This window comes from Streptomyces cirratus (genome assembly GCF_014650775.1).
Taxonomy (GTDB): domain Bacteria; phylum Actinomycetota; class Actinomycetes; order Streptomycetales; family Streptomycetaceae; genus Streptomyces; species Streptomyces cirratus.
Genome location: NZ_BMVP01000030.1, coordinates 1 through 25,252, shown reverse-complemented (window position 1 = coordinate 25,252; position 25,252 = coordinate 1). Strand labels below are relative to the sequence as shown.

28 protein-coding genes and 1 pseudogene are annotated in these 25,252 nt (G+C 66.6%); 12 read left to right on the top strand and 17 right to left on the bottom strand.

The annotated features are described in order from the left end of the window. Positions 1-293, top strand: a 293-nt coding sequence (locus IE207_RS32500) for a transposase (RefSeq protein ID WP_190187922.1), incomplete at its 5' end; no start/stop codon positions are given. A gap of 14 nt (positions 294-307) precedes the next feature. Here the strand turns inward: IE207_RS32500 and IE207_RS32495 are convergent. The 4 genes and pseudogenes from IE207_RS32495 to ku form a co-directional block, all read right to left on the bottom strand. Next, a complete protein-coding gene (locus tag IE207_RS32495) occupies positions 308-853 on the bottom strand; it encodes a hypothetical protein (protein ID WP_190187921.1) in 546 nt (181 codons plus the stop codon). Between the two features lie 263 nt (positions 854-1,116). Further along, positions 1,117-1,407: a replication-relaxation family protein gene (locus tag IE207_RS34295; RefSeq protein ID WP_465269834.1), complete on the bottom strand. Its 291-nt coding sequence runs from the start codon at positions 1,405-1,407 to the stop codon at positions 1,117-1,119. A gap of 528 nt (positions 1,408-1,935) precedes the next feature. Then, complete coding sequence (locus IE207_RS32485; protein WP_190187920.1) at positions 1,936-2,133, bottom strand: hypothetical protein; 198 nt, start codon at positions 2,131-2,133, stop codon at positions 1,936-1,938. A 781-nt stretch (positions 2,134-2,914) separates the two neighbouring features. Beyond that, a pseudogene (gene ku, locus IE207_RS32480) lies at positions 2,915-3,925 on the bottom strand (non-homologous end joining protein Ku). 155 nt (positions 3,926-4,080) lie between these two features. Here ku and IE207_RS32475 point away from each other — a divergent pair. The 4 genes from IE207_RS32475 to IE207_RS32460 all read left to right on the top strand — a co-directional run bounded on the left by IE207_RS32475 (position 4,081) and on the right by IE207_RS32460 (position 7,102). Beyond that, positions 4,081-4,431: a DUF8825 domain-containing protein gene (locus IE207_RS32475; RefSeq protein WP_190187919.1), complete on the top strand. Its 351-nt coding sequence runs from the start codon at positions 4,081-4,083 to the stop codon at positions 4,429-4,431. A gap of 5 nt (positions 4,432-4,436) precedes the next feature. Further along, the gene (locus IE207_RS32470; RefSeq protein WP_190187918.1) at positions 4,437-4,787 is read left to right on the top strand and encodes a DUF6233 domain-containing protein; all 351 of its coding nucleotides are present in this window, start codon (positions 4,437-4,439) and stop codon (positions 4,785-4,787) included. 272 nt (positions 4,788-5,059) lie between these two features. Then, positions 5,060-6,205, top strand: a complete 1,146-nt coding sequence (locus tag IE207_RS32465) for a helix-turn-helix domain-containing protein (protein WP_229874284.1) — start codon at positions 5,060-5,062, stop codon at positions 6,203-6,205. A gap of 42 nt (positions 6,206-6,247) precedes the next feature. Continuing rightward, positions 6,248-7,102 (top strand): hypothetical protein, encoded by an 855-nt coding sequence (locus tag IE207_RS32460; RefSeq protein ID WP_190187917.1) that lies wholly within the window; start codon positions 6,248-6,250, stop codon positions 7,100-7,102. Positions 7,103-8,834: 1,732 nt separating this feature from the next. On the opposite strand, the gene IE207_RS32455 is transcribed toward IE207_RS32460, so the two are convergent. The 6 genes from IE207_RS32455 to IE207_RS32430 all read right to left on the bottom strand — a co-directional run bounded on the left by IE207_RS32455 (position 8,835) and on the right by IE207_RS32430 (position 14,456). Next, complete coding sequence (locus IE207_RS32455; RefSeq protein ID WP_190187916.1) at positions 8,835-10,484, bottom strand: YfgM family protein; 1,650 nt, start codon at positions 10,482-10,484, stop codon at positions 8,835-8,837. Positions 10,485-10,851: 367 nt separating this feature from the next. Then, entirely contained in the window at positions 10,852-11,418 is a 567-nt protein-coding gene (locus IE207_RS32450; RefSeq protein ID WP_190187915.1) for a hypothetical protein, read from the bottom strand. Then, complete coding sequence (locus tag IE207_RS32445; RefSeq protein ID WP_190187914.1) at positions 11,415-12,179, bottom strand: hypothetical protein; 765 nt, start codon at positions 12,177-12,179, stop codon at positions 11,415-11,417. The genes IE207_RS32450 and IE207_RS32445 overlap by 4 nt, the downstream gene beginning before the upstream one ends. Further along, positions 12,176-12,988, bottom strand: a complete 813-nt coding sequence (locus tag IE207_RS32440) for a hypothetical protein (RefSeq protein WP_190187913.1) — start codon at positions 12,986-12,988, stop codon at positions 12,176-12,178. The genes IE207_RS32445 and IE207_RS32440 overlap by 4 nt, the downstream gene beginning before the upstream one ends. A gap of 647 nt (positions 12,989-13,635) precedes the next feature. After that, a complete protein-coding gene (locus IE207_RS32435; RefSeq protein WP_190187912.1) occupies positions 13,636-14,220 on the bottom strand; it encodes a DUF6262 family protein in 585 nt (194 codons plus the stop codon). Next, positions 14,217-14,456, bottom strand: coding sequence for a hypothetical protein (locus tag IE207_RS32430; RefSeq protein ID WP_229874282.1), 240 nt, complete (start codon positions 14,454-14,456; stop codon positions 14,217-14,219). Before IE207_RS32430 ends, IE207_RS32435 begins: the two co-directional genes overlap by 4 nt. A gap of 335 nt (positions 14,457-14,791) precedes the next feature. Between IE207_RS32430 and IE207_RS32425 the strand changes: the two genes are divergently transcribed. Next, positions 14,792-15,208: a hypothetical protein gene (locus IE207_RS32425; protein ID WP_190187911.1), complete on the top strand. Its 417-nt coding sequence runs from the start codon at positions 14,792-14,794 to the stop codon at positions 15,206-15,208. Here the strand turns inward: IE207_RS32425 and IE207_RS32420 are convergent. The 6 genes from IE207_RS32420 to IE207_RS34290 all read right to left on the bottom strand — a co-directional run bounded on the left by IE207_RS32420 (position 15,205) and on the right by IE207_RS34290 (position 20,851). Beyond that, complete coding sequence (locus tag IE207_RS32420; RefSeq protein WP_190187910.1) at positions 15,205-15,615, bottom strand: DUF6262 family protein; 411 nt, start codon at positions 15,613-15,615, stop codon at positions 15,205-15,207. The two genes, IE207_RS32425 and IE207_RS32420, sit on opposite strands and share 4 nt — an antisense overlap. Continuing rightward, positions 15,605-17,083 (bottom strand): tyrosine-type recombinase/integrase, encoded by a 1,479-nt coding sequence (locus IE207_RS33680; RefSeq protein WP_229874280.1) that lies wholly within the window; start codon positions 17,081-17,083, stop codon positions 15,605-15,607. Before IE207_RS33680 ends, IE207_RS32420 begins: the two co-directional genes overlap by 11 nt. A 438-nt stretch (positions 17,084-17,521) precedes the next feature. Beyond that, entirely contained in the window at positions 17,522-18,031 is a 510-nt protein-coding gene (locus tag IE207_RS32410; RefSeq protein ID WP_190187909.1) for a hypothetical protein, read from the bottom strand. Positions 18,032-18,126: 95 nt separating this feature from the next. Then, positions 18,127-19,971, bottom strand: a complete 1,845-nt coding sequence (locus IE207_RS32405; RefSeq protein ID WP_190187908.1) for an alpha/beta hydrolase — start codon at positions 19,969-19,971, stop codon at positions 18,127-18,129. After that, the gene (locus tag IE207_RS32400; RefSeq protein WP_190187907.1) at positions 19,968-20,216 is read right to left on the bottom strand and encodes a hypothetical protein; all 249 of its coding nucleotides are present in this window, start codon (positions 20,214-20,216) and stop codon (positions 19,968-19,970) included. The genes IE207_RS32405 and IE207_RS32400 overlap by 4 nt, the downstream gene beginning before the upstream one ends. Positions 20,217-20,653: 437 nt before the next feature. After that, on the bottom strand, positions 20,654-20,851 hold the full coding sequence (locus IE207_RS34290; RefSeq protein ID WP_373304812.1) for a transposase: 198 nt from the start codon (positions 20,849-20,851) through the stop codon (positions 20,654-20,656). Between the two features lie 377 nt (positions 20,852-21,228). On the opposite strand from IE207_RS34290, the gene IE207_RS32390 reads away from it, so the two are divergent. The 6 genes from IE207_RS32390 to IE207_RS33670 all read left to right on the top strand — a co-directional run bounded on the left by IE207_RS32390 (position 21,229) and on the right by IE207_RS33670 (position 24,895). After that, positions 21,229-21,621: a peptidase inhibitor family I36 protein gene (locus tag IE207_RS32390; protein WP_190187905.1), complete on the top strand. Its 393-nt coding sequence runs from the start codon at positions 21,229-21,231 to the stop codon at positions 21,619-21,621. 132 nt (positions 21,622-21,753) lie between these two features. Next, a complete protein-coding gene (locus tag IE207_RS32385) occupies positions 21,754-21,900 on the top strand; it encodes a hypothetical protein (protein ID WP_190187925.1) in 147 nt (48 codons plus the stop codon). Between the two features lie 164 nt (positions 21,901-22,064). Further along, on the top strand, positions 22,065-23,033 hold the full coding sequence (locus IE207_RS32380) for a hypothetical protein (protein ID WP_190187904.1): 969 nt from the start codon (positions 22,065-22,067) through the stop codon (positions 23,031-23,033). A 226-nt stretch (positions 23,034-23,259) separates the two neighbouring features. Then, positions 23,260-23,808, top strand: a complete 549-nt coding sequence (locus IE207_RS32375) for a hypothetical protein (protein WP_229874278.1) — start codon at positions 23,260-23,262, stop codon at positions 23,806-23,808. 239 nt (positions 23,809-24,047) lie between these two features. Beyond that, positions 24,048-24,233, top strand: coding sequence for a transposase family protein (locus tag IE207_RS33675; RefSeq protein ID WP_229874276.1), 186 nt, complete (start codon positions 24,048-24,050; stop codon positions 24,231-24,233). Between the two features lie 59 nt (positions 24,234-24,292). Beyond that, complete coding sequence (locus tag IE207_RS33670; RefSeq protein WP_268250222.1) at positions 24,293-24,895, top strand: transposase family protein; 603 nt, start codon at positions 24,293-24,295, stop codon at positions 24,893-24,895. A 64-nt stretch (positions 24,896-24,959) separates the two neighbouring features. Here IE207_RS33670 and IE207_RS32365 read toward each other — a convergent pair whose 3' ends face one another. Continuing rightward, positions 24,960-25,121 (bottom strand): hypothetical protein, encoded by a 162-nt coding sequence (locus IE207_RS32365; protein WP_190187902.1) that lies wholly within the window; start codon positions 25,119-25,121, stop codon positions 24,960-24,962. Between the last annotated feature and the right edge of the window lie 131 nt (positions 25,122-25,252).

The following is a 25,252-nucleotide window of genomic DNA, read 5'->3' as shown; positions in this document are numbered from 1 at the left end:
GCCGGCCCCGCAGACGCCCGGACGCCCTGCTCGGCGACAAGGGCTACGACTCCAACCCCAACCGAGAAGAGCTGCGCAAACGCCGGATCCTGCCCGTCATCTCCCGCAAAGGAGCCCCGAACATCAAGGACATGGGCAAACTCCGCTACGTCGTCGAGCAGACCTTCGCCCTGCTCCACCAGTTCAAACGCCTCGCCGTCCGCTGGGAACGCCGCACCGAACTCCACGACGCGTTCGTCTCCCTGGCCTGTGGCCTCATCTGCTGGAGACGCCTCAGCAAGCCCGATTCATGATCGTGTTACGAGCTCTAAGCACCAACGCCCCGAATGATCCCGCTGTGCTCGCCCAGGCCAGGCGGGGCTGGCGGAGGTTTGTAACCCTGGCACTGATTGATCCCCAGCCCTCCAACCTTATCCTTGAATATGCCGAGGCTTGTGGTACCGCTAGCCAGAGCCAGGTCCGTGCCTTGCGTGTCGCGTGCTTTGATCGACCTGGCCGCACTGGCCATATTTGCCGCTACGTCGCTCCCAGCATCCAGAACGTCCTCTATCTGCTTGCCTTCCTTCTCCGGTCGCTTAATATCTCGCAGATGCCCCATGAGGTTTCGGTAGCTGTTTGCCACGCCCTCGATGTTTCCAGCAAGAGCATCGGCGCGCGCGAAGTCACCGGCTTTACCGGTGAGCCGGTCAGCCTTCATCCTATTGAGCGTCATCTGCGCCGCGGACAGATTTGTCTCGATGGACGGATAGAATTGCTCGCACACAGAATTGGCGTGGTCCTGCCACTCGGCCATTGAGGTCCCGGGCGGCGGAGGAGGCTTGAATACGAGGTAGAGCCCAACGATCGACACCATCGCTGCGATAGCACCAAGCCACCATCCGACGTGTTCCCGGATTCGGCTCCATCGAGTGGGTTGCGTGGTGTGCTCCGTCTCCAAAGTCCACCTGCCTAGCCCCCTGTGTCCCCTCCCAGTATCCCGCGCATTCCGGGACTCTGCTCGACGCTTCTGACTACGTCTGATCCCGGCACAGGCCGAGGCGAAACAGACCGCAAGTCCGGCCTTCCCGCGCGCCTGATGCGGACTTGGTCCTGGACGAGAACCCCATGAGTTTCTGATCAATAAGACCGCAAGAGAGTCGCTATCGGGTCCTCCAGCAGCCCAACGGAGAAGAGCTGACGAACCTCTGGCCGGCCTTGGACGAGTCGGTTGAGGTACCCGGCACGCTGCTCGCTGGGGGCCAGGAAGACGACGCGGGGGAAGGCCCGATCTGGCTGGGCGAGGCGGTCGTGCTGGTAGTACGCCACGTACTGCGGCAGCTTCGTCTCGATCTTCGCGCCGTACTGGTTGGCCCGGTCTACCTCGATGAAGAAGCTGCCTTTGCGCCGCCGGCCATCGGCCGTGACGATGCCGATCTGCGTGAAGGCGTCGGGCTTGAGGGTGCGCTGCCCAAAAGTGCGCAGTCGATGGCGCGGACGGCGTCGTGGTGGACGGGTTGTAGGCGGGTAGCGTCGGATGAGGCGTTCTTCTGGGGGACGTCCCAGGTGGTGTGGTGTTGTTCTTGGTGGCGGCCGTTAAGGCGCATGGCGGTGATCTGGCCAGGGCGGAACACGTCGTCGGCGGAGGCTCGTCCCCATAGGTAGTGGTTGAGGCTGAGGTAGACGAGGGCGCGGGCGCGATGGGGGCCTTCGCGGCGGGTACCGGTGTAGCGGTCAGCGGCCTGGGCGAGCCAGCGGCACTGGTCTGGCGTGAGGAGTTCACGGCCGGGCAGGCCGGCCGTGAACTCTCACGCCGCGTTGGAATTGGAGGGACCTGGCGGTGCCGGGCGGCACCAGTGCCGGGCCGGCGGGGCCGGGCGATTCAGCCCACCGGTAGAAGGAGCGGACGGCGCCGCACGCCGCGTCACGCGAGCGGGCCGCGGCGGCGTAGTCGATGGCTCAGTTTTGGAGCGCCATGGGGGTGGGCTGGAGGTACAGGTTGGGGTCTGGGACCCCTTCGGTGCCGCAGCCGACTGTGAGCCAGTGCAAGACGGCCGGACGGTAGTGCTCGACGGCCTGATAGCCGAAGTGTCCGTTCGCCTCGGAGTTGGGCCCGGCCAGCCACTCCTCCACCAGCCTGGTGACGTCGTGATCCATCGGACCAAGCTAACGCGACTCCGTTGGTTGCGTTCACGGGTCCTGTGAGGGCAACGCGCAGCGGCGGCGGGGCAGGTGACGATCCCGGGCAGCCGCTACGGCACAGGCGACCCATGTCCCAGAGTTACGAGGGATGCCTCCGTGCCTTGGGCAGGGTGATTCCCTTGGCTTGGGCGACTTGCCCCGGGCGCAACGTCCACGGCACCGGCCCCGTTTCGGTCAGCCACTCGTTCACCAGCAGCCGCCGCACGGCAAAATTCCGCACGGAGCGATCCAGCTGCCAGCCCAGGCCCGAACCCAGCTGAGCGTATGAGGGGCCGTGTCCGTGCTCGCTCCGAAAGGCCACGGTGAACTCAGCCGCCAGCTGGCCCCGGCTCGGGTGGGTGTTCTTCCACGCGCCGTAGGCGGCCGCAGCGTTCCTGGAGAAGAACTGAGGGCGCCCGGGCACTGTGAACGCCTGCGCGACGCGCTCCGGTGGCAGAGTACACACGGTGCAGTGCTCAACGGCCTCAACGTGCCGGCGCAAGGCAGCGGTGACCGCGCTCTACTGGTCAGAGCATGTTTCGCGGCTGGTGAGTAGCCGGACTTATAGGTGTGGAGGGGTAGAAGTGTGCTGCGCGGGCCAGTGTCGGGCGGAGTGCCCGGGGCCTTGGCCTGCTGCGTGCGTCGCTACGTACAACGCCCGTTGGTCATCTCTCATTGGGCGAGCGACTCTGGCTAGACGACCTGCGCGCCAGCACCGGCTCTACGGGGGGGGCTCAGCTCCTCCTCTTGTCGTCCATCAGTGTCGGGACGCAGACGAGGACAGGGCCTTCACGAGGTCGTCGCGAGACATCTGTGACCGGCCGGGGAGGTTCGCGGCGGCAGCCTTCCTGTAGAGGTCGGCCTTCGACAAGCCGCTCAGGCCCCCCTGGGGGGCGGAGCGAATCCTCTTCTTCGCCAGCGGCTTCTTCGTCGCCTTGGAGGACGCGGATACCTTTCCGGAGGCGGTGGCCTTGCCGCCCGTGGCCTTCGGGCTGCCCGCACGCTCGACACTAGCGCGCAGGGCTTCCATGAGGTCGACGACGCCGGTCGGCTCGGCGGCGGGTTCGGCCTTCTCCACGGTCTCGCCGGCCTTCTTTGCCTCGATGAGAGCGGCGACCTTCTCCTGGAACGTGTCGTGGAACTCGCCGGGGTCCCAGGTCATGCTCATGGCGCCGATGAGCTGCTCGGCCATCGTCAGCTCCTTGTCAGAAGCCTTCGCCTTGCCCGGGAGGGTGTCGATCTCCTTCTTCGGATCCCTGATCTCATCCGCCCAGTGCAGAGCGTGCAGGGTCAGAAGGCCGTTCTCGGCCTTGAGGGCGACAAGGTACTCGTGCTGGCGCATTACGAAGGTGGCGATGCCAGCCTTGCCGGCCTTCGCGAGGGCCTGCTCCAGCAGGCTGTAGACCTTCCCGTACTCGGATCCGCGCGGGCCGAGGTAGTAGGTCTTGTCGAAGAAGATCGGATCCACCTCCGCCAGCTCCACGAACCCGGTGATCTCCAGCGAGCGGGAACGGCCCGGGGCGATCTCGTCCAGCTCCTTCGGCTCGACCAGGACGTACTCGTCGCCGGTTTCCTAGCCCTTCACGATGTCGTCGAGCTCGACCTCGTCGCCGGTTCTCTCATTGACCCGGCGGTTGCGAACTCGGTCGGAGGTGCCGCGCTGGAGCTGATGGAAGTGGATCGTATGGCTGTCGGTGGCCGTGTAAAGGCCCACGGGCAGGCTGACCAGCCCGAATGACAGGTTCCCAGCCCAGACGGGACGCGCCACGGCCGCCACCTCCTCCAGTCACCGCTCTTCCAGTGCTCGGCGCCTACCCGGTCTGCACCATCCGATCTGGCGGCCGCCCCGAGCGGTCTGCCGAACGGGTCACGAACCGGAGCGTCGACTTCCCCTCTTAAATCGAACAGAATTACGATTCAAGGGTGAACGACAAGAACACCTTCCCCCACGACCTCCTTCAGCTGCAGGAGGGCCTCCACCGCGCCCCTGCCGAGCATCGGGCCTACCTGGCCGGACTGCCTTGGAGCGTGGAGCCCATGAAGGGGTGGGCGCGTGGTGAGCGGTACTCCCACCGCGGGGACGTGCCCGACAGCCCTGGCTGGAGCGACGAGCAGAAGGAGACGGTCGACCGGATGTGGGCGGAGATCCGGCAGCTGTCGATCGATGTCGTCGACCACCCCCACTGGAGGAGCGTTCCCGCCGACATCTTGGTGGCGAGCCGCATGCAGCTGAAGCGGGAGGCCCGTCCGGCCGAAGCCCCCGAAGCGGCGTAGCCGCCATGCCAGACCCCCTTCTGCCCCTGCCGTCGGCACTGGACCAGCTCCTGGTCATACGCCGCTGGCTGGAGCTCACCCTCGCCCGTGTCGACGAGAAGATCAGTGTCGTCCGGGCGGCGGAAGAAGAGCGGGCCCGCCGCCGACCGCTCCCGGAGCCTCCGGCCTGGTGGATCGAGTACGGCATTGGTGCCACCCGCCGGCCCGATCGCGTCCACACCGGCGCCTGCGGAATCACCAGCCGAGGCCGGTCGGCCACTCGAGAGTCGGTCCTGGAGGTACTGCGGACCGTGCCGTCGGTTATTGCGTGCCCGCTGTGCCGGCCTGACAGCGAGCTCGGCCTCCTCGACCGCTGATCGTTGTCGCCGTCCGTCCCTCCCGCATTGCCCAGCTTCCTGTCCGCCCTCCGCTGGTCGAGACGATGGGCAGCAGGAATGCGCGGTGTTCCCACTGGAAACGCCCCCTGCCAGCACTGCGTCGTCGTCGGCCGAGTTGCCTGATGGGGCAGGTTGCCTGACTTGAGAAAGTGGCTCCTAGGGGAAAACTTGCCCAAATCGGGAACTTTACTGGGCCGGTAAAGTCCACGTTCTGGAGCAAGTTTGCCTGGTTGGCGTGTGATGATGAGCTGGTGGAAGCTCCCCTGATCAGAGAAGCGCACTTGTTGGAGCAGGGCATTCAAGCCCTGCGCGACCTCCTGGGGCAGGAGTGGCAGGTCACGCAGCGCCCAAATAAGACCAAGGTCTTCGACGCCTCCCTGGAGGTAAAGGCTGAGGGGGACAGCGTCCTCACGCAGATGCTGGTGGAGGCGACTCAGGCGGTAGCGCCGCGGTTCGTCATGGATCAGCTGGTGCCCAAGGCACAGCTGCTCCGCGAGGTCCATCACTACACAAACCTGCTGGTCATCGCACCGTGGATCTCATCCCAGGCCCGAGAGCTGCTGAGACAGAACGGCATCGCGTACCTGGATCTGACGGGCAACGTCGACATCCGTGTGCCACGGCCGGCCATCATTATCCACACCGTAGGAGCCCAGAAGGCCCCGCGGTCAGCGCCCAGGGAAGCCAGCAGGACGACTCTGGCGGGGGTGAAGGCAGGACGCCTGGTGCGACTCCTGGCCGATGTTCCTCCACCTCACCGCGCCACCGACTTGCACCGGACCTCCACGCTGAGCCTCCCGTATGTATCCCGGCTCCTGGACACGCTGGAAGACCAACTCCTGATCCGCCGCGAGGGACGGATCATCACAGACGTCGACTGGGCTCAGCTTCTACGTGCACGGGCCAGGGAGACCAGCCTTCTCTCCCATGGGTCATACCGGGGATTCCTGGCTCCAAACGGCGTACCGGCCCTGCTGCAGCAGATCGCGCAGCTTCCCAAGGCGTACGACGGCGGTCTCGCGGCGATCGACGGTCTCTCCGTCACCGGTTCCTACGCCGCGCAGCGTTTCGTCCAGATCGCTGTGGGCGGTCAGCTCATGCTCTACGTGGCGTCCTGGCTGAACGTCGACGACGCAGCCGATGAACTCGGACTCCTACCGGTCGCCGAGGGCGCGGACGTCTTGCTGCTGAACGAGCCGGATTCCTTCGTCCGAAGACGCTCCGAATTCGTCGACGGCGTGCAGTACGTCGCGCCCAGCCAAGCGGCACTCGACTGCCTGGCCGGCCCCGGCCGGATGCCAGCCGAGGGAGAGGCCCTTCTGGACTTCATGGAGGCTTATCCAGATGAGTGGCGCGCTTCCGAGAACGACGTCTGGGCGCGGCCTGTTCAGCACTAGGATCGCAACGCAGGATGCAAGCCAACGAGAGCGCGAGGCACCATGTCCCAGGTCCCGGAGGGCGTTGACCCCGATCAGCTGACGGTGGTGGCCCGACGTGTTCTCCTCGACGGCCTGGTCGCGTTGAGCCCTCACCTTGACGCTCTGACGGTTGTGGGTGCGCAGGCCGTCTATTTGCGCAGTCCGGATGCGGCGATCCGCAACTCGCCTTTCACCTCCGACGGCGATCTGAGCATCGACCCTGCTCTCCTCGAGGACCAGCCCCTCCTTGACGCATCCCTGCGTGAGGCCGGCTTCAGGCTCAAAAAGCAACACCAGCCGGGACTCTGGGAACGTGAGGAGACCGTAGGAGACCGGATTGTTCCGGTGGAACTGGACCTTCTCGTTCCCAAGCAGCTCTCCCGCAAGAACGGGGACCGCAGCGCCTATGTCCCTCCGCACGGCAAGATGTCGGCACGCTGGACCCCGGGCCTCGAAGTCGCCGCCGTAGACCGCTCACCCCTGTCCATCGGAAGCCTCGATCCCGCAGACGACAGGTCGATCACCGTCAATGTTGCCGGCCCCACGGCTCTTCTGGTCGCCAAAGCCTTCAAGATCACTGACCGGATCAGCGACGCCGCGAAGCGTCCGGACCGTCTGAAGGACAAGGACGCCGGTGACGTTCTGCGCATCATGATGACCACCAACGCACGACAGGTCTCCGACACGTTCACTGTGCTGCGCAACGACCCGCGCGTGGGTGACGTCGCGGCGGAGGGGTTGGAAAAGCTGCGTCAGCTCTTCGGCGGGCGTGCCACCCCCGGCGTTGAGATGGCTGTCAGGGCGCTCGCGGGCTCCCTCGAAGAGGACCGCGTCCGGACCCTCGCCCCTGCCTTCATCGCGCGCCTGACGGGATAGCCCTGGTCCCAAGGCACCGACCTTGACCTTGCGTCGGAGCACAGCGTGTGCCCAGGCAAGAACGCGCGGCGGGGTGCTGTGGATTCGCCGTGTTCGGGCGTACAGTCGGTGACTACTTGAAGGGGCACTCGCCGTCACCGGCCACTGCCCCTCCTTCCTTTGGTTGGCACGCCAGTCGGCGTGCCAACCAAATTTTTTTGCCGGACTCAGATGCCAGCGGAATGCGCGAGGCCCGGGAGCGGCACACCTTCTTGGCCGGGGCTCGCGCGTCCGGGGCGGCCGGTCTCCGGTGCGCCGACCTCGCGGGCCTGGATGACGCCACGCCAGGGGGTACAGACGCGTCTCGCTATGTGCCCCAGAAGATAGCCGAGAGGTCCGGCACGGCTAGGCCGACCGTGAGGTAGGTGAACTCGTTGCCCGGCTTCTAGCTGCTGGAAGCCCGGCAGCTTTCTCAATGGCTCTGGCGCCACAGCACCACGTACGTGATGGCGCTGCCTCCTGCCGCAGAGGCCGCGCCTGTCACAACACTTTTCCCGATGGTGCGCAGGTAACGGAGCCACCGGCTTCGACCAGCCGATTTCGCTGCAGTCGGGTCTTCGGGCATCGGTGCCCTAGGGTCGTCATTGGTGTTGGTCATCAGTTCCCTCATCTGGTTCTGGACACGCCACGCCGCAAGGGGTCACCGTCGGCCATGCCGCCAAGCTCCGGCCGACGGTGATCTCCGGCTTCGGTCCTTCGAGCCTAGGAGAGAGGGAGCGCCTCATGGGGCGCCAACTGCCCCGTCAGAGCGTCGAATCTCGTGTAATTTCCGCAGGTGACGATCTCCGGTCCGGGAACCATTGACGACCTCGTGCACGACGCCGCACTCGTGGGGTACGTGGTCACCAGACGCCTCGTGCACGACTGGGTGTCGTTAGGGCTCCTGGACAAACCACAGCGACGTCGAACAGGTCCCCACGGTTCGGAGAAGGCGCTGCACTCTGCCTGCCAGCGCAGGATCTTCCTCATGCTGCTCCAAGCACGGGGGGAGACTCGTAGGATTCCGCTGCTCGCACGAATTCCGTTGGCAGTCTGGATGTACGGGGACAACGGATGTGTGCCGACCCGACAGGCGCTTCGCGCCCTTGCCACTCATGTGGGCGACCCTAGGGGCAGCAGGGCACAAGCCCTGGAAACGGCCCGATGGCTCACCCTGCCATTGGACGACAGCCGCCTGGGAACACTCCGCGCCAGGCGTGAGTTTCTCCACTGCGTACGTGATGCCCTGTACACCGGGTCTCTCGACAGGGAACGGCTGCTGGCCAAGGCCCTGCCTCTATTCGAGCCACCGGAGCTACATCGCGAGGTGGTTCGCTCGCGAGGAGCTACCGCTGCCGCGACACCTGAAACTCTGATCTTTGAACTGAAAATCAAGTTGCTCGCCGGCAGTGTGGTCGCAGCGGGTGATGCCAGCGAGGCCCACCTGGAGGTAGTGCGTGAACTGTGGAATTCGTTGCCGAGCGTGAAAGCCAGCGACGGTGGGGCGCACTCACTCCACAGCATCGACGCTCAGCCGACGCCGCAGCAGATCGCTACTTGTGGCAGCAGTATTCTGTTTGGGCTCGGATCCCTCCTGATCAAACAGCAGTCAGAGGAGACAGGACCAGCTCCTCCGAGGTAGCCAGCAGTGTTGGTCAACGCGAGAGGGCCCGGACGGCACACCTTGGCCAGGGCCCTCGCCGTTGCCTGGCGGTCAGATTCCGGTGCGCAGGTGTTCCTGCCGGGCCTCAACCAGGCGGCGCCACGAGGAACGGACGTGTTCTTCGCTCTCGGTCCAGCGGGTGGCCGAGGGGCCCGGCAACGGCAAGCCGGCCATGAAGTGGGCGACGTCGACGAAGTACGCGAAGTCGCCACTGGCGGTGAGTTCGCGCAGCCGGCTGATGGTGGCGGCCAGGTCTTGGTGCTCGTCGCGGACGGCGTGGTGGAAGGCGGCCGCAAGTTCCACGAACCGGTGGAGGAAGGGGAGTCCGGCGGCCTCGATGTCGCTGTGCAGGCTCTGGGCGCGGTCGGGAACGCCGTGCGTTCCTGCGTCCTTGATCAGGGCGACGACCTGGGCGAGGAGGGTGTTGGAGCGCTGGTCAAGGCCGTCGAGGAGCAGGTGGGCGAGGGCGAGTTCGTCGTCGGCCCGGACAGGGTCGGCGAAGGAGACGGCGATGGCGAGGCGGACCTGCATCATGGCGCGTTCGCCAGCGGCACTGTGCTGTTCGGCTTCGGCACGGCCGGCTTCGAAGGCGGCGACGGCCCGGCCGGTGTCGCCCTGGGACCAGCGGATGTCGCCGAGAACGCGGTAGTGGCGGCCTTTCCAGCCCAGGGTGGGGACGGCGGCTAGCGCGGTGGGGAAGTCCCCGGACAGGCGTGCCAGGTTGGCCAGACCGCGCTGGGCCCGGGGAGCGTACCGGCCGCCCGCGTCGGCGACCCGCTGCATTCCTGCGCGGGCGGCCTGGTTCTGGCTGAGGTCCTTGTATGCCTTGGCCCGGTAGTACAGGCCCATCTCGGTGAGCTCGGCGGGCAGCAGGCCGCTGTCGAGGACGGCGGTGAGCCGGTCGGCGGTGCGCTGGCGGTGTTCGTGCTGGCGGTGGGCGATCGTCGTGAGGAGCTCGGCCAGGGCGTCGGCGGGGGTGTCCGGCGCCGGGTCGGCGGTGGTGTCGGTGGGCAGGGAGAGGGGTTCCCACACGGAGTCGTCGGTGTAGGCGTGGGCGGCGGCGGTGAGCCAGCCCAGGTCGCTCAGGCGGTGTTCGCGGGCCAGGCGCAGGCCCTGGCGCAGGCAGGCGACCAGGAGCATGCGGCTGGGGCCGAGTGCGGTGGCGTTGGTCCACTGGTCTCCGAGGGCGGTCAGGGCGCGGTTGGCGGCTTGGTGCCAGTCGGCCGGTGTCCAGCGGTCGTCGCTGTGGTCGTCGTCGCGGACGGCGCTGCGGATCGCGCGGTGCAGGTGGTAGGGCCACAGGGCGTAGGGGTTCTCGTTGACCAGGGGCCGCTCGATCAGGCGGCGGGCCGGCGCCTGCTGGGCGAGGCCGGCGGTGCGGGTGGCCAGGTCGAGGTCGAAGGCGTCCAGCAGCGAGATGCTGCGCAGCAGGTGGCGTTCGTCGGGTGTGAGGTCGGACAGGGTGCGGGCCAGGAGGGCGGGGAAGGTGCAGTCGAAGTCTGCCGGGGTGGGGGTGCGGCCGGTGCGGCGGATCTCCAGGAAGCGGGAGACGGCGAGGTCGAGGTGGAGGGGCAGGCCGTGGGAGCGGGCGGTGATCGCTGCCCGGATGTCGGCGCCGATGAGGGGCTGGTCGTCTTGGACCAGGCGACGGGCGAGGTGAGTCTCGCAGTCCTCTGGTGAGAGGTCGCCTTTACCGACCAACGAAGTGTCCGTGTGGCATCTGACCTGCGGATTTGTGTGGCGTAGGCATCGTCTAATAGACCACGAGGCCGTAGCGATCTCGGATCGTCTTGAGCTCGGACATGGTGGCGGTGATCGATCGGGTAGTGCCTGCTGTCCAGCCGCGCCCATTGAGCACTCAGTGCGCTCGTCGAGACCGCTGCAGAACGGAGGCTGGCCCAGTCGAAGTCGACCTCCTCCCCATCGCGTCGGGCACCGACAGCGACCAGCTCCAGCGGGCCAGCGAGATTCCATGTGGGCCCCGGCTCGGCGTGCCTTAGCCCTAAGCTCTCTCGCAAGTCCGGTTTTATGGCGGTCGTCTTCTCAGGCGCGTCGAGTTGCGCTGAAATCACATGCCCCAGCGATGCAGGATCTCTTCGCCGAGTTGACGCTGCGTTGCAAACTCTCGGAGCTGAGCACGTACTTCCTCGCTGTGTTCGTCGTCGATGGACGTGAGCACACGCAGCGTGAACCATGACGCCTCCGTCGCGTACTGCAGCGCGTCGAGGGCGACCTCTATGCTGTCTGGGAACTCTTTCGCCTCGTGGGCGAGCCAGCGGAGCCCAAGGTCGTGGCGCGTCTCGTGAGACCCTGCCTCTGGCGCGAGCTCGTTGGTGCGGTCGTCGCGCAGCACGAGTCCGCGCAGGTCGAATCGAGCAAATCGCGTGACCGCTGCCAGCGAGAGGTGCCGCAGTACCGTCTCGTCGAGCGGGCCGCGCAGGCTCTGTCGCCAGTGCGCGAACCATTGCCACTCGCTGGGCACCAGCCAATCCAGGTCCTCCTCGACGATCTCTGCGTAGACCAACCCTTCGAGCGCCACCTGGTCGGCTGCGACGGCATCGCGAAGATCCTGCGCATAGCCCTCGTCCACGACTGCGCGTCGGATCAACTCCGCGGAAATCCGGATCAGACTCACGACTCCACCCGCACGACCGCATTGTTCCGGTAGGCGTTGCGCACCAAAACCGGTGATAGTGGTGCGGGCGCCCCACCGCTGAGCATGAAGTGGGGGGTGCGCGTGAGGGCAGGCGTGTCCGGCGTGAACTCCTCCTCGATGAGGATCGTTAGCCAGACGTCCACAAAGCGGGTCGAGTAGTCCTCACGCGACAGCTTTTGGCGGCTCTCCCAGTCGCTGACGGCCATCCAGGTGTGCCGCGGATAGGTGTACCAGCCACCGGCGTCCTTCTCGTCGGGATGGAACAGGACAACATCGATCTCGAACTGCTCACGGAACTGGTTCCGGAACCGATGAAGCCAGTAGTTGGAGTGAACCGTGACGACGGCCTCGGGATAAGTAGGCTGGGTGTGAAGCCATCGGAGGTACAGTTGCTCGTTCGCCGGATCGCGCGCGTCAAAGACCTTCCAACCGGAGGGGTCGAACCGCGACACGACGCCGACGCGGCCGTAGATGGCGGTCGACAACGGCTCTTGCACCCCGGTGACGTAGACGCCGCGCCCCCATGTGAAGTTGCTGCTTCCGATGAACAGCCCCTTGTTCGGCAGCTTCCGGTAGGTGGTCGCGTATCGCGCCGGGACGTACTTCACGGCCAGCGGCTGACCCCCGGCTGCCTCGCGGTTGTCTTCGACGAAGGCGAGCCATGCGGGCTCCGACGCTTTGATCGCATCTGTGATCTCCTGACGCAGATCCCGCGGCAGTATCGCCGCGCCCCAGGTCATGCCTGCCCCCCGCGCGCGACGACCCTCTGCTGCCACACCCGGTCTTGCGTCGCGCCTCGGGGCAGCGGGCTCCGCAACGGCGTCGGACGCATCGGATCACTCGCAGGCGAGCCGAGATGAGGGTCGAGGCAGAACGCTGGAAGCAGCAGGGTCGAGCGGTGGCCAGGGCTGACCAGAGTGCCGGCGGCCGCGGTTGTCGCAAGTGTCTGGCGGCCGGTGAAAGACTTCTGCTCGAAGATCTGGCCGGCTGGCATCCACACCGGCGGATCCACCTCGGATCCCGTCAGCTCGATCATCAGCCAGAAGTCGGCGCGGTCACGGTCACGCGCCTCCCAAAGCTGGGAGACAGCATCCAGCTCCGGGAACAGTGCCCGTGACGGTGCATCGTCCCTGGAACTGAGGCCGAGCACGACGCACTGCACGGGCGCCGTAACAATCGACCACGGGTCTCGATCGACGCGTTCGAGGCCAAGAGCCGCAGGATTGCGGAGCTCTAGTCGGCGATTCTCTATCCTCAAACTGGCCTTTTCTGCTCCCGACATGGCCAGCAAAGCCGAACTCCCGCCCAGGCGATGCGATGCAAACACGCCGAAGAGCTGCCCGTCATCCAGAGAGACCTCGCATGGATCGACGAGCGTCGATACAGGCTCATCGCCCTCGATCAACCGGCCGAATTCATGACCCGAGACCGAGCGATTTGGGGAGGTTTCGGTTGGCGGCGCGAGTACGATCTGCTGCTCGTAGCTCGCGATGCGTGTCCATCCGTGGTGATTGAGGGAAGAAACGATTTCCTCCTCCGAACTGTCCACGAGGAGTCTCCCATCTGCAGCATGTGCGAGCCGCCAAGCATCGCTCCGGGACTCGCTAGTTACTGCAGCGCCAACCGCCTTGCCGGTCCGTAGGTCGAGTGCGAGACGCACCCAAGTCTCAGGACCGAGCTCACGCACGACGAACATGTCAGCGAGGTCGGCAACGCCGGTAGCCTCGCTGTCACGTTGGACCGCCACCACGAGCACCGGCATACGCGCAGCCTCCTATCGGGTTGACTCGGGACCAACTTGTGTACAACGCAAACATTGAGGAGCCGGCGTCGAGGGTTTTCACTAGTCGATCTCGGCCGAGTCGCTGTTCGTTATCCACCCGACTATCGGGTCGCTCTTTCGGCGAGAATGCGATGCACTCCGTCGTCGGGCTGCACGCTCGATAGCGCGATCGACTTAGTTCGATTATGTGATGGATCCCATTCTCTCGCGACTGGGGGGATCCCTCCCACACTTTGGCCGTAGCCGTCACGGAAGAGATGCTGCTGGTGATCTCTAGAGGGTTAGTTTCGGGGACAAACGCGGGCCTCGCGATCCGGTCAGACCTGCCCGGGTGAGGCAGCCCCTGTCCGAGCGAAGGAACTTGGCCAGGGGCTGCGCCTGCTGCCGGTCGAGCAGAATGAGGCCGAGGGCGGTCAGATCGGTCGTGGTTGTCCCTGTTCGAGAAGTTGGGCTTCGAGGTCGGCGATGCGCTTCTCGGCGAACCGCAGGTTGGAGCGGGCGCCTTCGAGTCGCTCCTGCAGTGAGCGATGCTCTTGCGTCGTCTGGTCCAGGCGGCGCTTGAGGGACGCGTTCTCGGTGCGGAGGAGCGGGGCGGAGTCCGCGGGGGCTGTCCGCTCGACGTCCCGGAGCTGGCCCATCAGTTCGCCGATCCGCTTGCGCTGGGTGAAGACGGTCTCCTGGGTGCGGGTGAGGGTTTCCTCGGCGTTGAGCGCGCGCTCGCGCCAGGAGGCTTCGATGCGCTCGTGTTTCTGCTGAGCTCCTTGAACCTGCCGCCGTCGGGCATCCACGAGGGCGGCTTGGACCAGAGCGCGTGCGTCCGTGTTCTCGTAGCAGAAGGTGGCTGACACGCCGGCTCGCTCTGCGATCGTACGAACGTTGAGCCGTCCGCGTTCGCGGCGAAGTTGAGTGATGGCTTTCTCGAGCTGGGTCAGTTTGTCGCGGGTCTGGCGGCGGCGGGCGGCGATCGCGGCCGCTGGGGAGTCGGCAGTGGATGTCATGCGGCATCACCCTCTTCGATCTTCGGCGGCTCGGCGAGGTCCGCGGCTCGGAATGCGGTGGACCAGACGCGGCCAAAGTAGTCCTGGGGCCGGCGGAGATCGAGCGCGAGAGCCTCGTCCAGGAGGCCGACGGCTTCCAGAGCTCGCTCCAGGCCGGTGATCGCGCGGGCAGTGGGCTCGAAGATCTCGTGGAAGTAGTCGGCGGTCGCGCTGTCTGGCGCGCGTTCGGCGTGCATGCGCCACTGCTCGCGCTTGCGGTGCCAGTAGACGGGGGTTGAGGAACATCCATGCCAGATCGTGCGCTAAGGCCGGACCGGTCGCTGGAGGCCGTTGACCTGGGCTGATCGTGGGCTCCAACCTTCGCGGGTCGATGTTGTCGATCTTCGGAGGGCCGTTGTGGCGGTCGAGTTTCTGACGGATGAGCAGGCCGTTATCTGGACCTCTTGCGCTCGATAGGCGGGATGAACTGGTCTTTTATGTGGCTGACAGTGTCAGTCCCCTCTCCGTAGAGTTGCTCAGCGCCACCGGGGCTGATCCAGCCGGCACCGCAGGAAAGGGAGGACCCACCCACATGACCACCCCGCCGTCCGAGCGCACCCTCACCTACGCCGAAGACCTCAGGCCCGAGGACGTCCGCGCCTTGGAGACGTTCCTCAATGTCCAGTTGGGGCGGGTGTACGAGGAGGTCGGGGAGACTGGTGAGACGTCCTTCGCGATGCGGTCTCTGCTCATCCTGGTTTGCGACTCGGCCGGGCTCCTGTACACGCTCCTCGCGGTGGAGCGGCCAGAGACGTGGCAGCGGGCCGCGATCGTGCGGGAGTGGCAGCGGCTACGCAGTACGGCCCATGATTTCAACCACTGCGAGGGCTACGACCATGACCGCTGGTGGAACCAGGTACGGCACTTCGACGCCTACGACGAGACCGCCGAGCAGGACCGGATCCGCCAGTTCGCCGATGTCGGGCCGTACCCCGAGACCGGACATTAACCGCGTGGAGCGGGTATGCCTCGGCGAAGGTCGCGGATCTGTCCGAGGGTCACGGCGAGTTCGTTGCGGAGCCGTTCGTTCTCCTCGTTCAGTTTCCGGTTGGCGTCCCGCAGTGCTCGCACCACCGTCTCGTGTGACTTGGTGGTGATGCGCTGGTGGTCGGGCAGGGCCGGTCGTCCCGTGGCGGGCTGCTTGTTCGCGAGTTCTCGCAGCTTGGCCAGCAGTGGGGCTTGGGCGTCGTCATAGAGGAAGGTTCGGGAGACCCCGGCCCGTGCGGCGACGCCAGCGACGGTCACCGCTCCGCCGTCGCGTTCCAGGGCCCCCAGGACGGCTTGGACGCGCTCGATGCAGTCCAGGCGGCGCTGCTGTGCGGCCTCGGCCAGGTGGGACGAGTTGTCAGCCCGCATCTGCTTCCCCCTTCGTTTCGACTGGGCCGCCGGGAGGGTCGTCTGGCGCCGGGGCGAGTCCGCCGTTCTCCTGGTCGGTGATGCGCGTGATGAGGTGCTCGACTGCGGTGGCCAGCTGTGCGTTGACGTCGGCCGCGCGGGAACGGCCGGCGGCTGCGGCGTCGGCTTGCAGCTCTTGGGTGCGGGCGAGGGTGTCGCGGTGGATCGGTAGGAACTGCCGGTCGCTTTGGAAGTCGTCACAGAAGTAGCAGCCGTCGGTGGCGGTCTTGGGGCAGGGACGCGAGATGTGCCGTCCGCACCAGCCGCCGGCGACCGCGTGGAGACGGCGGCCGATCTTCTCTGCCAGCCACTCGACGCCGGACAGGTCGCTGTCGCGGCGGATCTTGACGGCCTCGCCCTTGAGGTTGAAACGGACCTCGTACTTCTCCTCGTACTCGCGCCGAAGCGTGTCGTCCGCGATGCGCGAGTAGTGCTCCTGCATCTGCCAGGAGGTGTGGCCCAGTACCTCGCGGATGGTGCGTCCGGACACGCCCGCGTTCGCCATTCTGGTGCCCAGTGTGTGGCGGAACTGATGCCAGCTGACGGCGGCGGCGTCGCCGTTGAAGTCGATGAGGCGAATCCGCTTCAGCCAGGCGTCGAAGCGGGTATCGACGGTGCCGTAGGGCATCGGGTACTTTCCGTCCGGGTTCCCGCTGACCTTGGGGAACAGCCACTGGCAGGCACCCCCGAACCGTTCCCGGACCCGGCCGTGCTGTTCCCGGACGTCCACCACCACGCGGGAGGCGGGGATGGCCCGGAAGCTCTTGTCCTTGCTCTTGTAGTGGACCAGGGCCCAGCGGCCGGACGGGGTCTTCTTCAGACAGTCGGTCTTCAACGTGAGTGCTTCGCTGATGCGCAGGCCCTCGTCGCGGCAGATCATCACCAGCGCGCGTGTCTCGGGGTCGAGCAGGGCCAGGTTCTCCTCGGACTCGATCTGCTCCATCAGGTGCTCGTCGATGAAGTTGGCCTTCAGCCCGCGCGGCCGCGGGTATTCGTCCCGGTGGATCCGGGCGTCGGCCGGCAGTGCGGGCTGCCAGTCGTAGCGGCGCCACGTTTCCAGCATCGTGGAGACCGCCGACAGCAGGCGGCTGCGGCTGCCCGGGGACACGGGCTGGCCGAAGCACGGCCCATTCTGCTCCACCGTCCTGCGGCCAACCCAGCCGATATAGGACTCCAGCAGCGGCCGGTCCACCACCGCAGGGTCGTTCTGCCGGTCGGGGCGGGTCTCCGCGATGAACCGGGAGAAGAGGACGAAGTCGTGGAGGTTGCGCGCGGCCGACCGCAGTTCCGTGCGCGCGAGCCGCAGCCGCAGCCGCAGGTAACGCTTGACCGTCTGCCTCAGCCAAGGCTGCGTGATGCCGGTGAAGTCCAGCGCGGCGACGCGCTGCCGCTCCTCGATGCTGTAGCCGAGCCGGTCCGGGCGCCACACGTCCCTGTCCCACTCCTCGGCGGGTCCATCAAGGTCGCCGAGGGCCTCCAGCAGGTCGGTGAAGAGCTGCGGGACGGTGGTGTGGTTCAGCGACAGGCAACGCCAGTGGTTGGCCGGACGGTCCCGGGCAACTGCCCTCGGCTACTGCGAAACGATGGTCCCGACGGCCCGAACGACGCGGACGGCAACTGCTGCCACGTAAGGAGGGACCGGGAAGGAGGTGGCACGCTCCGGTTACCCCGGTCATGGCGATGTTGTAGCTCCAGTACTGCGAACCGCGGGGCCCTGGACCGACGTCAGGAGCGGCCCGCTGGTCCCGGCCGTCGCCACGCTCGACCAGCGGGTGAAGGGCTGGCTGAGCTTGGTCGGACGTAGTCGGCCAGGTCTTCAAGTCCGCGTCCGACGAGCTGACTGCTACGGGGTGCGGCCGGTGGGTCCTCAGGGGGTAGGGCTGCCCGACGGGACGGGAGTGGTAGCGCTCCAGAAGTCGTCCTTCACGTCCGGGCGCTGGGGGTACGGGGTGGTGCGCACCGGGGTGTTGGGTTCGGCCGTGGGGGCCTGTACGGGCGAATCGGCCAGGCAGGGGGTGGCGGCATCGAGGAAGAACTGGCCTTCGGCGGCCACCTCGGCGGACAGGCTGTAGCCGTCCGGTGTGCTGGCGCGCATCGCGGGAAAGACGGGGTTCTTGTTCACCGAGGTGACCTTGTAGCCGCGGCCTGTCCATTCGCGTTCGATGACTCCCAGGAGAGCGCCGCGACGCTGTTCGGAGACGATGGTCAGGATGAGGACGGAGCGTTTGGCGGCGCCGGTGCCTGTAGAGCCACCCGTTGGGTTCGTGCACCCGGCGTCCGAGGAGGGGCCGTGGTTCCATCGCAGCTCCGGCCGTACTGCGGCGAGTGTCTCCTGGAGGATTGCGTCGGCCCGGTCGGCACCCTGTTGCATGTTCATGCCTGTGTTCCCCTTCTTAGCTGGCGTGTCCGGGCCGCTGCACGCTGCAGCGAGGGCCGCCAGCATGAGCAGGACGGCTGTGAGTCGGTGCTGCCTCATCGAGGCTCCTCCGTGCTGATCGCTCCGGACTGGCCGGCGATGATCCGGGCGATGTTGGACGCGGAGTCCTGGTCCTTCAGCGGGTTGAAGTAGTTCGAGTGAGCATCGAAGGGGCCGCTTCCCTCGATGAACGGCTTGGGCCCGTCGGTCACCAGGAAACGGTGGGCGCCGAAGTCCCTGCTGGCCGGGTCCGTACCGAAGTAGATTTCGCTCTCGTCGCTGCCCATGTCACCGATGAGGTATCCGACGGCTCCGCCCGCGATGGCGCCGGGCAGTCCCGCTGCTCCGAGACCTGCGCCCGCACCGCTCAGCAGGCTGCCGGACTCGGACTTGTTCGGAAGCATGCTCACGGGGTCGTGGTCGGAAGCGCCGACGAACACATGGTCCTTGCCCACGTTGAGTTGATCGGCGTGGTGCGCGCCGGTGCCCGGACTCCCGACCAGGATGATGTCATCGACTCCCGGGATCCCACCGTCCAGCTGCGCCGCTTGGCCGACGGTAAGCGACCCGTAGGAGTGCCCGAGCGCAACGATATGAGGGTCGGGGTTCTCGTTGGTGGCGCTGATGCCGGCCATGAACCGGTTGTAGTCGGGCGCACCTCTGCGGGCATGGTCCTCGGACATGACGTCGAGGTTGTCTGCCACGTGGTCTGCGGGCAGCTGTGGTGCGTCGTAGCCGAGCCAGACTATGGCGGCCGAACTCGGATCGTATCTGCGTGCTCCAAGGGCCGTGTCACGGGCCCGCTGGACGTCGTTGCGTGCGAACTCCGCGTCCAGTGCTGTGCCCAGACCGGGGACGTACGCGGACACGTTGCGAGACGTGTCGGGGTTGCCGAAGGCCACGATGGCGCGGCCGCCACCCTGATCCCCGATACCAAGCAGGTACATCGGGGGCTCCCCAGGCTTCTGGTTCCATAGCTGGCTGTCGATGGAGCGCATTCCCGCCAGCTGAGTCCGTGACTTTTCGTCGTCCTGTCCGGACAGCTTGCCGATGAGCATCTGCAGATTGTCGCGGTTGGCGTCATCGCGCACCGCGGATGGGATGCCGTCAAGGTTTCCGAGTACATCCGGGTAGACGGCCAGCAGTTCGGCCCGCTGATCGGGTGTCAGCCCCTTCCACCAGGCCGCGCGCTCCGTCGGCGACTTCTTCTCAGGAATCGTGTCGCGCAGGTAGTCCCGGGCCTCCTCGCGGACCACCTGGGCGTCCCCGGCCGCGTCGGCCCAGGTCGCGTCTGTGACCTCCAGACCATCCGGAGCCTTCAGACGGTTCAGAGCCCGCACAAATCGCGCGTCCACCTCCTGTGCGGCCGATACCGCGCCGACTATGCGGTTGGCGATCTCCTGCGCGACGGCGGCATGCGGATTCGGGTTGGTGAAGGCCTGCGGCTGCCGGCCGAACGAGGGAGGCCGTGCGTCCAGCAGGTAGCGGCTGCCGCGTACGGCGCCGCCTGGGACGGGTTCCTTCGTGATGGTGTTCTCGCCGCCGGCCGGGTACTGCACCGATCCGTCGGCCTGTACGGCGTAGCCGTGGGCCGCCGCGTCGTCCAGGGCACCCTTCAGGAGGCCCTGCTGCACGGAGAGCTCATGCGCCAGCGAGTCGAGAGTGGTGCGGATCAAGCCGCACTCAGTGTGGAGGAAGTCGAAATTCCGGTCGAGTCTCTTGAGTCGTTCGTATGCAGACGCCGCCGAGGCACCCTTCTGCGACTCCAGCGACTTGATCATCTGCGCGCTGATCCGGTCACGTGCCGCATCGGCGCGGGAACTGGCCTCAGCCCAAGCGGTGGCCGCCTCGGTGTACTCACTCGTCTTCAGGTCGCGCAGTTGCTCCCAGGTTGCGGTCACGGCTTCGGGTCCTGCCGCACGGCCAGCTGAGAGAAGGAGACCCGGTACTGCTCATCGACCTCGCCGATGTCCTTCGCCACGGTCAGCAGTTGCGGCCGCAGAGCACGGCACTCGTCACGGACCGCGGTGAGTCGCTTCTCCCAGGAAGCCCGTACGGTCGCCAGTGCGGTGGTGGATTCGAACCCGGCCGTTCCGGAAACGATCCCCTCATGGGCGCCCGCCATCTTGCCCAAGGCCCCGTCCATGCTGATTCCCAGTTCGCCCGCGGCGACCGCAGCACGGGTCCACGGGCCCCCCGAGTGGGCTAGATCCTCGTTGCCGCTGCCCGGCCCGCCAACGTGGCCCCCGGCGCCGTCGTCCGCCGATGCCAGCCGCATCGGCGTCGGCTCGCCGAACAAATCGGCCCAGCGCGGAGGCAGTGCCCCTCTAGCCATGTAAGTGCCACCCCTCCCAGTGCCCCCCGTAGGCACCCGGAACGTAGACAACCAAGCCAATGATCTCGAAAGCAAATCCTACGATGACTCACGTGGCCTGTTCACACGCCTTATTACGGTCCCGCCCGTCACGTTGGTTGCACCGCGTGAGCGTGACCTCCTCCACGTGGTGCAGGAGGCACATCGGGGTTGTCGGTGGGGGAGCGGGCGGTTGGTGGCGAGGGCGGTCTGGATGTTGTGCCAGTGGTCTACAGGCGAAGGCGTTCGGCGCAGCGGTGCCAGGGGCCGTAGCGGGTGGGCAGGTCGTGCCAACGTCGGCCGCCGCTCTGTTGCCACAGGATGCCGTTGAAGATGGGCGTGGTAGTCGGGCCGCTCGGTACGCCGCGAGGCTGCAGGGCGCGGACCGCGTCCCATTCCCGGTCATCGAGATCACGGGAGTCGTCCATACCGCTTGCACGCCGATGAGGCATTGGAGAACTGTCTCCCCCTCAGCCACACCAGCACCTCGACGGTCTCCGGCCGGTGGGAAAACCCTGGTCCCCACGGCCTTGAAGCACGGACCCCTGCCAGCCGGACGCAAATCTCCGACATCAGCATCAGGCGCATCAGGCCGCGCGGTGATCCAGGCAGCGTTGAAGCACTGTCCATGAGGCTGATCGAGCGGGACGGGATGGGGCCGCTTGCCGAGCCAGGGAGAGGACCGATGGGCCCTGCGCGGGTCGGCCGTGCCGCGAGGGAGCGCATTTGGTTGTGATCAGGGGGAAGCTAGCACTCTGGGCGGTCCAGGCGATGACCTGCAGAGGGAGGGTTCGTTGAGCCTGGCATGAAGCACATCAAGCGAATCCTTACCGGGCTGGCCAGCGCAGTGGCAGCCCTGAGCATGGCGTCGGTCTCCCCCGTCCACGCGGCCGACGGGTATGACCGCTGCCCTGCCGGCTACTACTGCATGTTCTCGGGTCTGGACGGCACTGGAGACATGATCAAGCTGACGTCGAACACGCCAGACCTCGGGGCACTCGGCATGAACGACCGGGCCCAATCCGATTGGAACCGAACCTCTTCGACCATCCACCTGTGGTCCGACACGGGCTACACCGGATGCACGACTGCCACCCCCGCTGGGCCGACCGGCAAGGGCAACTTCTTCCCGACCTATCGTGACTTCTTCAGCTCAGTGCAGTTCGACGGACCCGACAACCCGATCTGTGCCTCCTGACGGAACGGGACACGTAGGCATTGTCCCCGGCGACCGCGTCGGGGACAGTGCGGGGACGCGGCCGGCAGGCCGCAGGCATGAAGCAGGACGGATCGGAAGCCAGGGCCACGGGCTTCCAGAAGGACGGCGGCCATGAGGAACACCAAGGCGTTCAAGGAAGCGGTCGCCGACACGCTGGCCGAGCTGGCCCACCGGGGTGTAACCGTCCGCCCGGGTACGGTCGCCGACACCATCGAGCGGAACATCCGGGCATCCGGCACGCGGCGGTGCTGCAGGTGACGGACACGGTGTGATCGGGGTGGCCGGTGAGGCGGACCGTCCAGGTCCGTCCCGGCAAGCGCGCTGCGGGCATCAGGGTCAAGTCGAGGTCCCGTCCTTGGGCTGGTAGTGCTGGCGTTCTGCCGGCTCGTGCAGGGGGACGCCGTGCCGAGGGGGAACGTCCCATGGGCGGCGCGGGGCGCTCTGGCTCAGAGCGCACGCAGGACGGCGACATCAAGTCCGTCATCGCTTACGACGTCCTCGGCCGTCCTACGACGACCCGTCTCACCCTCCCTTCCGACGACCCGCTCGTGACCTCGGGCGCCATCACCGCGACCTCCGACCAGACGAAGACCTACCGGCTCGACGGCACGCCGAACACCACCGCGTCCCCCGCGGCGGGTGGTCTGCCCGCCGAGACCCTCCAGCTGAGCTACACCGCCCTAGGCCTCCCGACAGGGCTGTCCGGCACCACGGACTACGTCCAGAACGCGTCGTACTCCCCGATCGGTGACATCGAGCAACTCACCCTGGCCCGCTCTGCGGCCGCCGGCGCGCGTAAGACGTTCATCGGCAACACCTACGAGGACGGCACCCGCCGTCTGCTGAAGTCCACGGTCAACGACCAGACCCACAACGGCATGCTGCAGGAGCTGACCTACAAATACGACCAGGCCGGAAACGTCCTGTCGATCTTCGACTCGGCCCCGCTCAGCGGTTTCACCAAGGCCGACAACCAGGGCTTCTCCTACGACACCCAGCGCCGCCTGACCGAAGCCTGGACCCCGAAGACTGCCGACTGCGCCACCTCCGGGCGCACCGCCGCCAACCTCGACGGCGCCGCCCCCCACTGGAACAGCTACACCTACACCGCGTCCGGCCAGCGGGCCACGGAGAAGACCAACACCGGCACCCCGCAGACCCGCACCTACTGCTACGACCCCGCCTCGCCCGCACACCCTGGCGTCCACCACCACCGGAGGCACGTGCGCAGGAGTCACCACGCAGTACGCCTACGACGTAACCGGCAACACGACCAAGCGGGCGGGGATCCCGGACAGTTCTACCTCCCAGACCCTGACCTGGAATGCGGAGGGCAAGGTCGACAAGCTCACGGAAGGCGCCACCGCGACGGATTACGTCTACGACGCTGAAGGCGAACTCCTGATCCGCCGTGACCCGGCCGGTGAGACGATCCTGTAAACATCCGCCACAGAAGTGCACCTCAAGGGTGCCAAGAAGTTGGCGACCCGTTCCTACAACATCGAGGGCACTAACGACCTGGGGGAATTTAGGGGTCCCTCTGATTCACTGAGGCACATGGGGATTCGGGCATTCACCACACAGGCGCGACGGCTGGCAGCACACGAGGGGCGGTGGATGGCGAGCCTCGGGCTGTGGGTGGCTCGGCGCTCACACGGGGTCGGGGACGCGGATATCGCTGTCGGGTATGCGCGTGCTCAGACGCCGACGGCGTACGGGTTGGTCTTCGTGTTCGTGGTCGAGACGGTCGGAGTGTCCTTCATGCTCGCCGCGTATCCGGTCGCCCACCTGGTCATGCTGCTTCTCGACCTCTACACGGTGTTTCTGGTCTTGGGGCTGCACGCCGCCGCCGTCACACGCCCACACGTCGTGGGGCCGGGCGAGCTGCGGATACGGCGGGGTGCACGGCTCGATCTGCGGATACCCCTGGAACGGATCGCGTCCGCCCGTTACGACCTCCGCTTCCCGGACGCGAACAAGTCCGAGGACGGTGTGCTGGACGTGGCCATCGCGTCGCAGACCTCGATCACTATCGAGCTGACCCAACCAGTCGCCACCGTTAGCCTGTTGGGGCGGCGCGCGGTGGTTCATACAGTCCGCTGCCACGCCGACGAACCGCAGACCGCCGTCGCGGCGATCAAGAAGCTGCTGCCGACAGACAGCTGACAGGGCCGACACTGTTACCGCATGTCGGTCATACGGAACTTCGGACCGTGACATGAGACGGGCCACACGAGTTGGGTGAGTTGTGAAGCTGACCTGGGCCCGTGCGGCCTGCTCCCATCCTGCCCTGTCCGGTGTCTCCCGCGCACATTGCGGCGAGCTGCTCGAAGAACTCGCGGCTCCGTGGGAGGCAGCGCGCGAGTCCGCTACGTGATCAGCGTGGCGGCCCCCGGCGCCGATCGGTGGGGGCTGGACCCACGCCGAAACTGGTCTTCGTCGACCGGTTGCTGGTCCCCCTCATCCACCTGAGGCATGGGCTGCCGCACGCGGTCCTGGCCGAGTTCTTAAGCGTGGACCGCTCCCCTGTCTCCGCGGCGATCCGCCAGGTCCGTCCCCTGCTCGCGGCCCGGGGTACCGTCCCGGCCTGAGGCTGAAGACGCTGGAGGACCTGTTTGCCTGTGCCGAGGCCGAGGGGGTCGAGCTGCGGTTGGACGGGGCGGAGACTCAAGTGCGCCGCCCGCAGGCGGGGCGGCCCGGCCGGCGGGCGTTCGTCTTGGGCAAGCGCAGGCAGAACACGATCAAGACGACGACGTTCAGTGACGGCCAAGGCCGCATGCTGTTGTCCGGTGTCGTCCGGCCGGGCCGCATGCATGATCAGACGGCGGTCCGCAGCGAGGGCATCGCCGAGCAGTTCCGCCACCGTTCCGGCGTGAAAGCCGAGGTTGACTCCGGGTATCAAGGGCTGGCCAAGGAGTTTCCCGGCCAGGTGAGCGCCCCGCGGAAGAGTCCGAAGGACGACGCCTGCGACGGCGACGTGCACGGCTTGCAGCCGGTCATGTGGGTTGGATCGGTCGACAACTGGCTGAACGTCACGCCCACCAAGGATTCCGTGTCCGTGAGCCGCACGGGCAACGCGTATCCGGACATGGAGGTCGTGCAGTACCAGAGGCATCAAAAGCCGCGGTGGATCGCCCACGACAGCATGGCCCACACCAGCGGCTACGATGCCCCCGACGGTCTGGACGGCGTCTTACTCAAGGACCGTGACCACCGGACGTGGGTTAATGGCACCTGTACGAAGAGCTGCTGAGATGAGGAAGCTGCCATGAGTACGGGAAGATGGCTGTGGGTCTGCCTACGAGCTCTTAACACGATCATGAATCGGGCTTGCTGAGGCGTCTCCAGCAGATGAGGCCACAGGCCAGGGAGACGAACGCGTCGTGGAGTTCGGTGCGGCGTTCCCAGCGGACGGCGAGGCGTTTGAACTGGTGGAGCAGGGCGAAGGTCTGCTCGACGACGTAGCGGAGTTTGCCCATGTCCTTGATGTTCGGGGCTCCTTTGCGGGAGATGACGGGCAGGATCCGGCGTTTGCGTAGCTCTTCTCAGTTGGGGTTGGAGTCGTAGCCCTTGTCGCCGAGCAGGGCGTCCGGGCGTCTGCGGGGCCGGC

Bases quoted from the DNA above. Each gene is read 5' to 3' on its own strand.
- IE207_RS32495 (WP_190187921.1), bottom strand. From the start codon at position 853: ATGGTGTCGATCGTTGGGCTCTACCTCGTATTCAAGCCTCCTCCGCCG.
- IE207_RS32485 (WP_190187920.1), bottom strand. From the start codon at position 2,133: ATGGATCACGACGTCACCAGGCTGGTGGAGGAGTGGCTGGCCGGGCCC.
- IE207_RS32470 (WP_190187918.1), top strand. From the start codon at position 4,437: ATGCCAGACCCCCTTCTGCCCCTGCCGTCGGCACTGGACCAGCTCCTG.
- IE207_RS32460 (WP_190187917.1), top strand. From the start codon at position 6,248: ATGTCCCAGGTCCCGGAGGGCGTTGACCCCGATCAGCTGACGGTGGTG.
- IE207_RS32445 (WP_190187914.1), bottom strand. From the start codon at position 12,179: ATGACCTGGGGCGCGGCGATACTGCCGCGGGATCTGCGTCAGGAGATC.
- IE207_RS32435 (WP_190187912.1), bottom strand. From the start codon at position 14,220: ATGACATCCACTGCCGACTCCCCAGCGGCCGCGATCGCCGCCCGCCGC.
- IE207_RS32430 (WP_229874282.1), bottom strand. From the start codon at position 14,456: ATGCACGCCGAACGCGCGCCAGACAGCGCGACCGCCGACTACTTCCAC.
- IE207_RS32425 (WP_190187911.1), top strand. From the start codon at position 14,792: ATGACCACCCCGCCGTCCGAGCGCACCCTCACCTACGCCGAAGACCTC.
- IE207_RS32420 (WP_190187910.1), bottom strand. From the start codon at position 15,615: ATGCGGGCTGACAACTCGTCCCACCTGGCCGAGGCCGCACAGCAGCGC.
- IE207_RS32410 (WP_190187909.1), bottom strand. From the start codon at position 18,031: ATGAACATGCAACAGGGTGCCGACCGGGCCGACGCAATCCTCCAGGAG.
- IE207_RS32400 (WP_190187907.1), bottom strand. From the start codon at position 20,216: ATGGACGGGGCCTTGGGCAAGATGGCGGGCGCCCATGAGGGGATCGTT.
- IE207_RS34290 (WP_373304812.1), bottom strand. From the start codon at position 20,851: ATGGACGACTCCCGTGATCTCGATGACCGGGAATGGGACGCGGTCCGC.
- IE207_RS32390 (WP_190187905.1), top strand. From the start codon at position 21,229: ATGAAGCACATCAAGCGAATCCTTACCGGGCTGGCCAGCGCAGTGGCA.
- IE207_RS32385 (WP_190187925.1), top strand. From the start codon at position 21,754: ATGAGGAACACCAAGGCGTTCAAGGAAGCGGTCGCCGACACGCTGGCC.
- IE207_RS32380 (WP_190187904.1), top strand. From the start codon at position 22,065: ATGGGCGGCGCGGGGCGCTCTGGCTCAGAGCGCACGCAGGACGGCGAC.
- IE207_RS32375 (WP_229874278.1), top strand. From the start codon at position 23,260: ATGGCGAGCCTCGGGCTGTGGGTGGCTCGGCGCTCACACGGGGTCGGG.
- IE207_RS32365 (WP_190187902.1), bottom strand. From the start codon at position 25,121: ATGGGCAAACTCCGCTACGTCGTCGAGCAGACCTTCGCCCTGCTCCAC.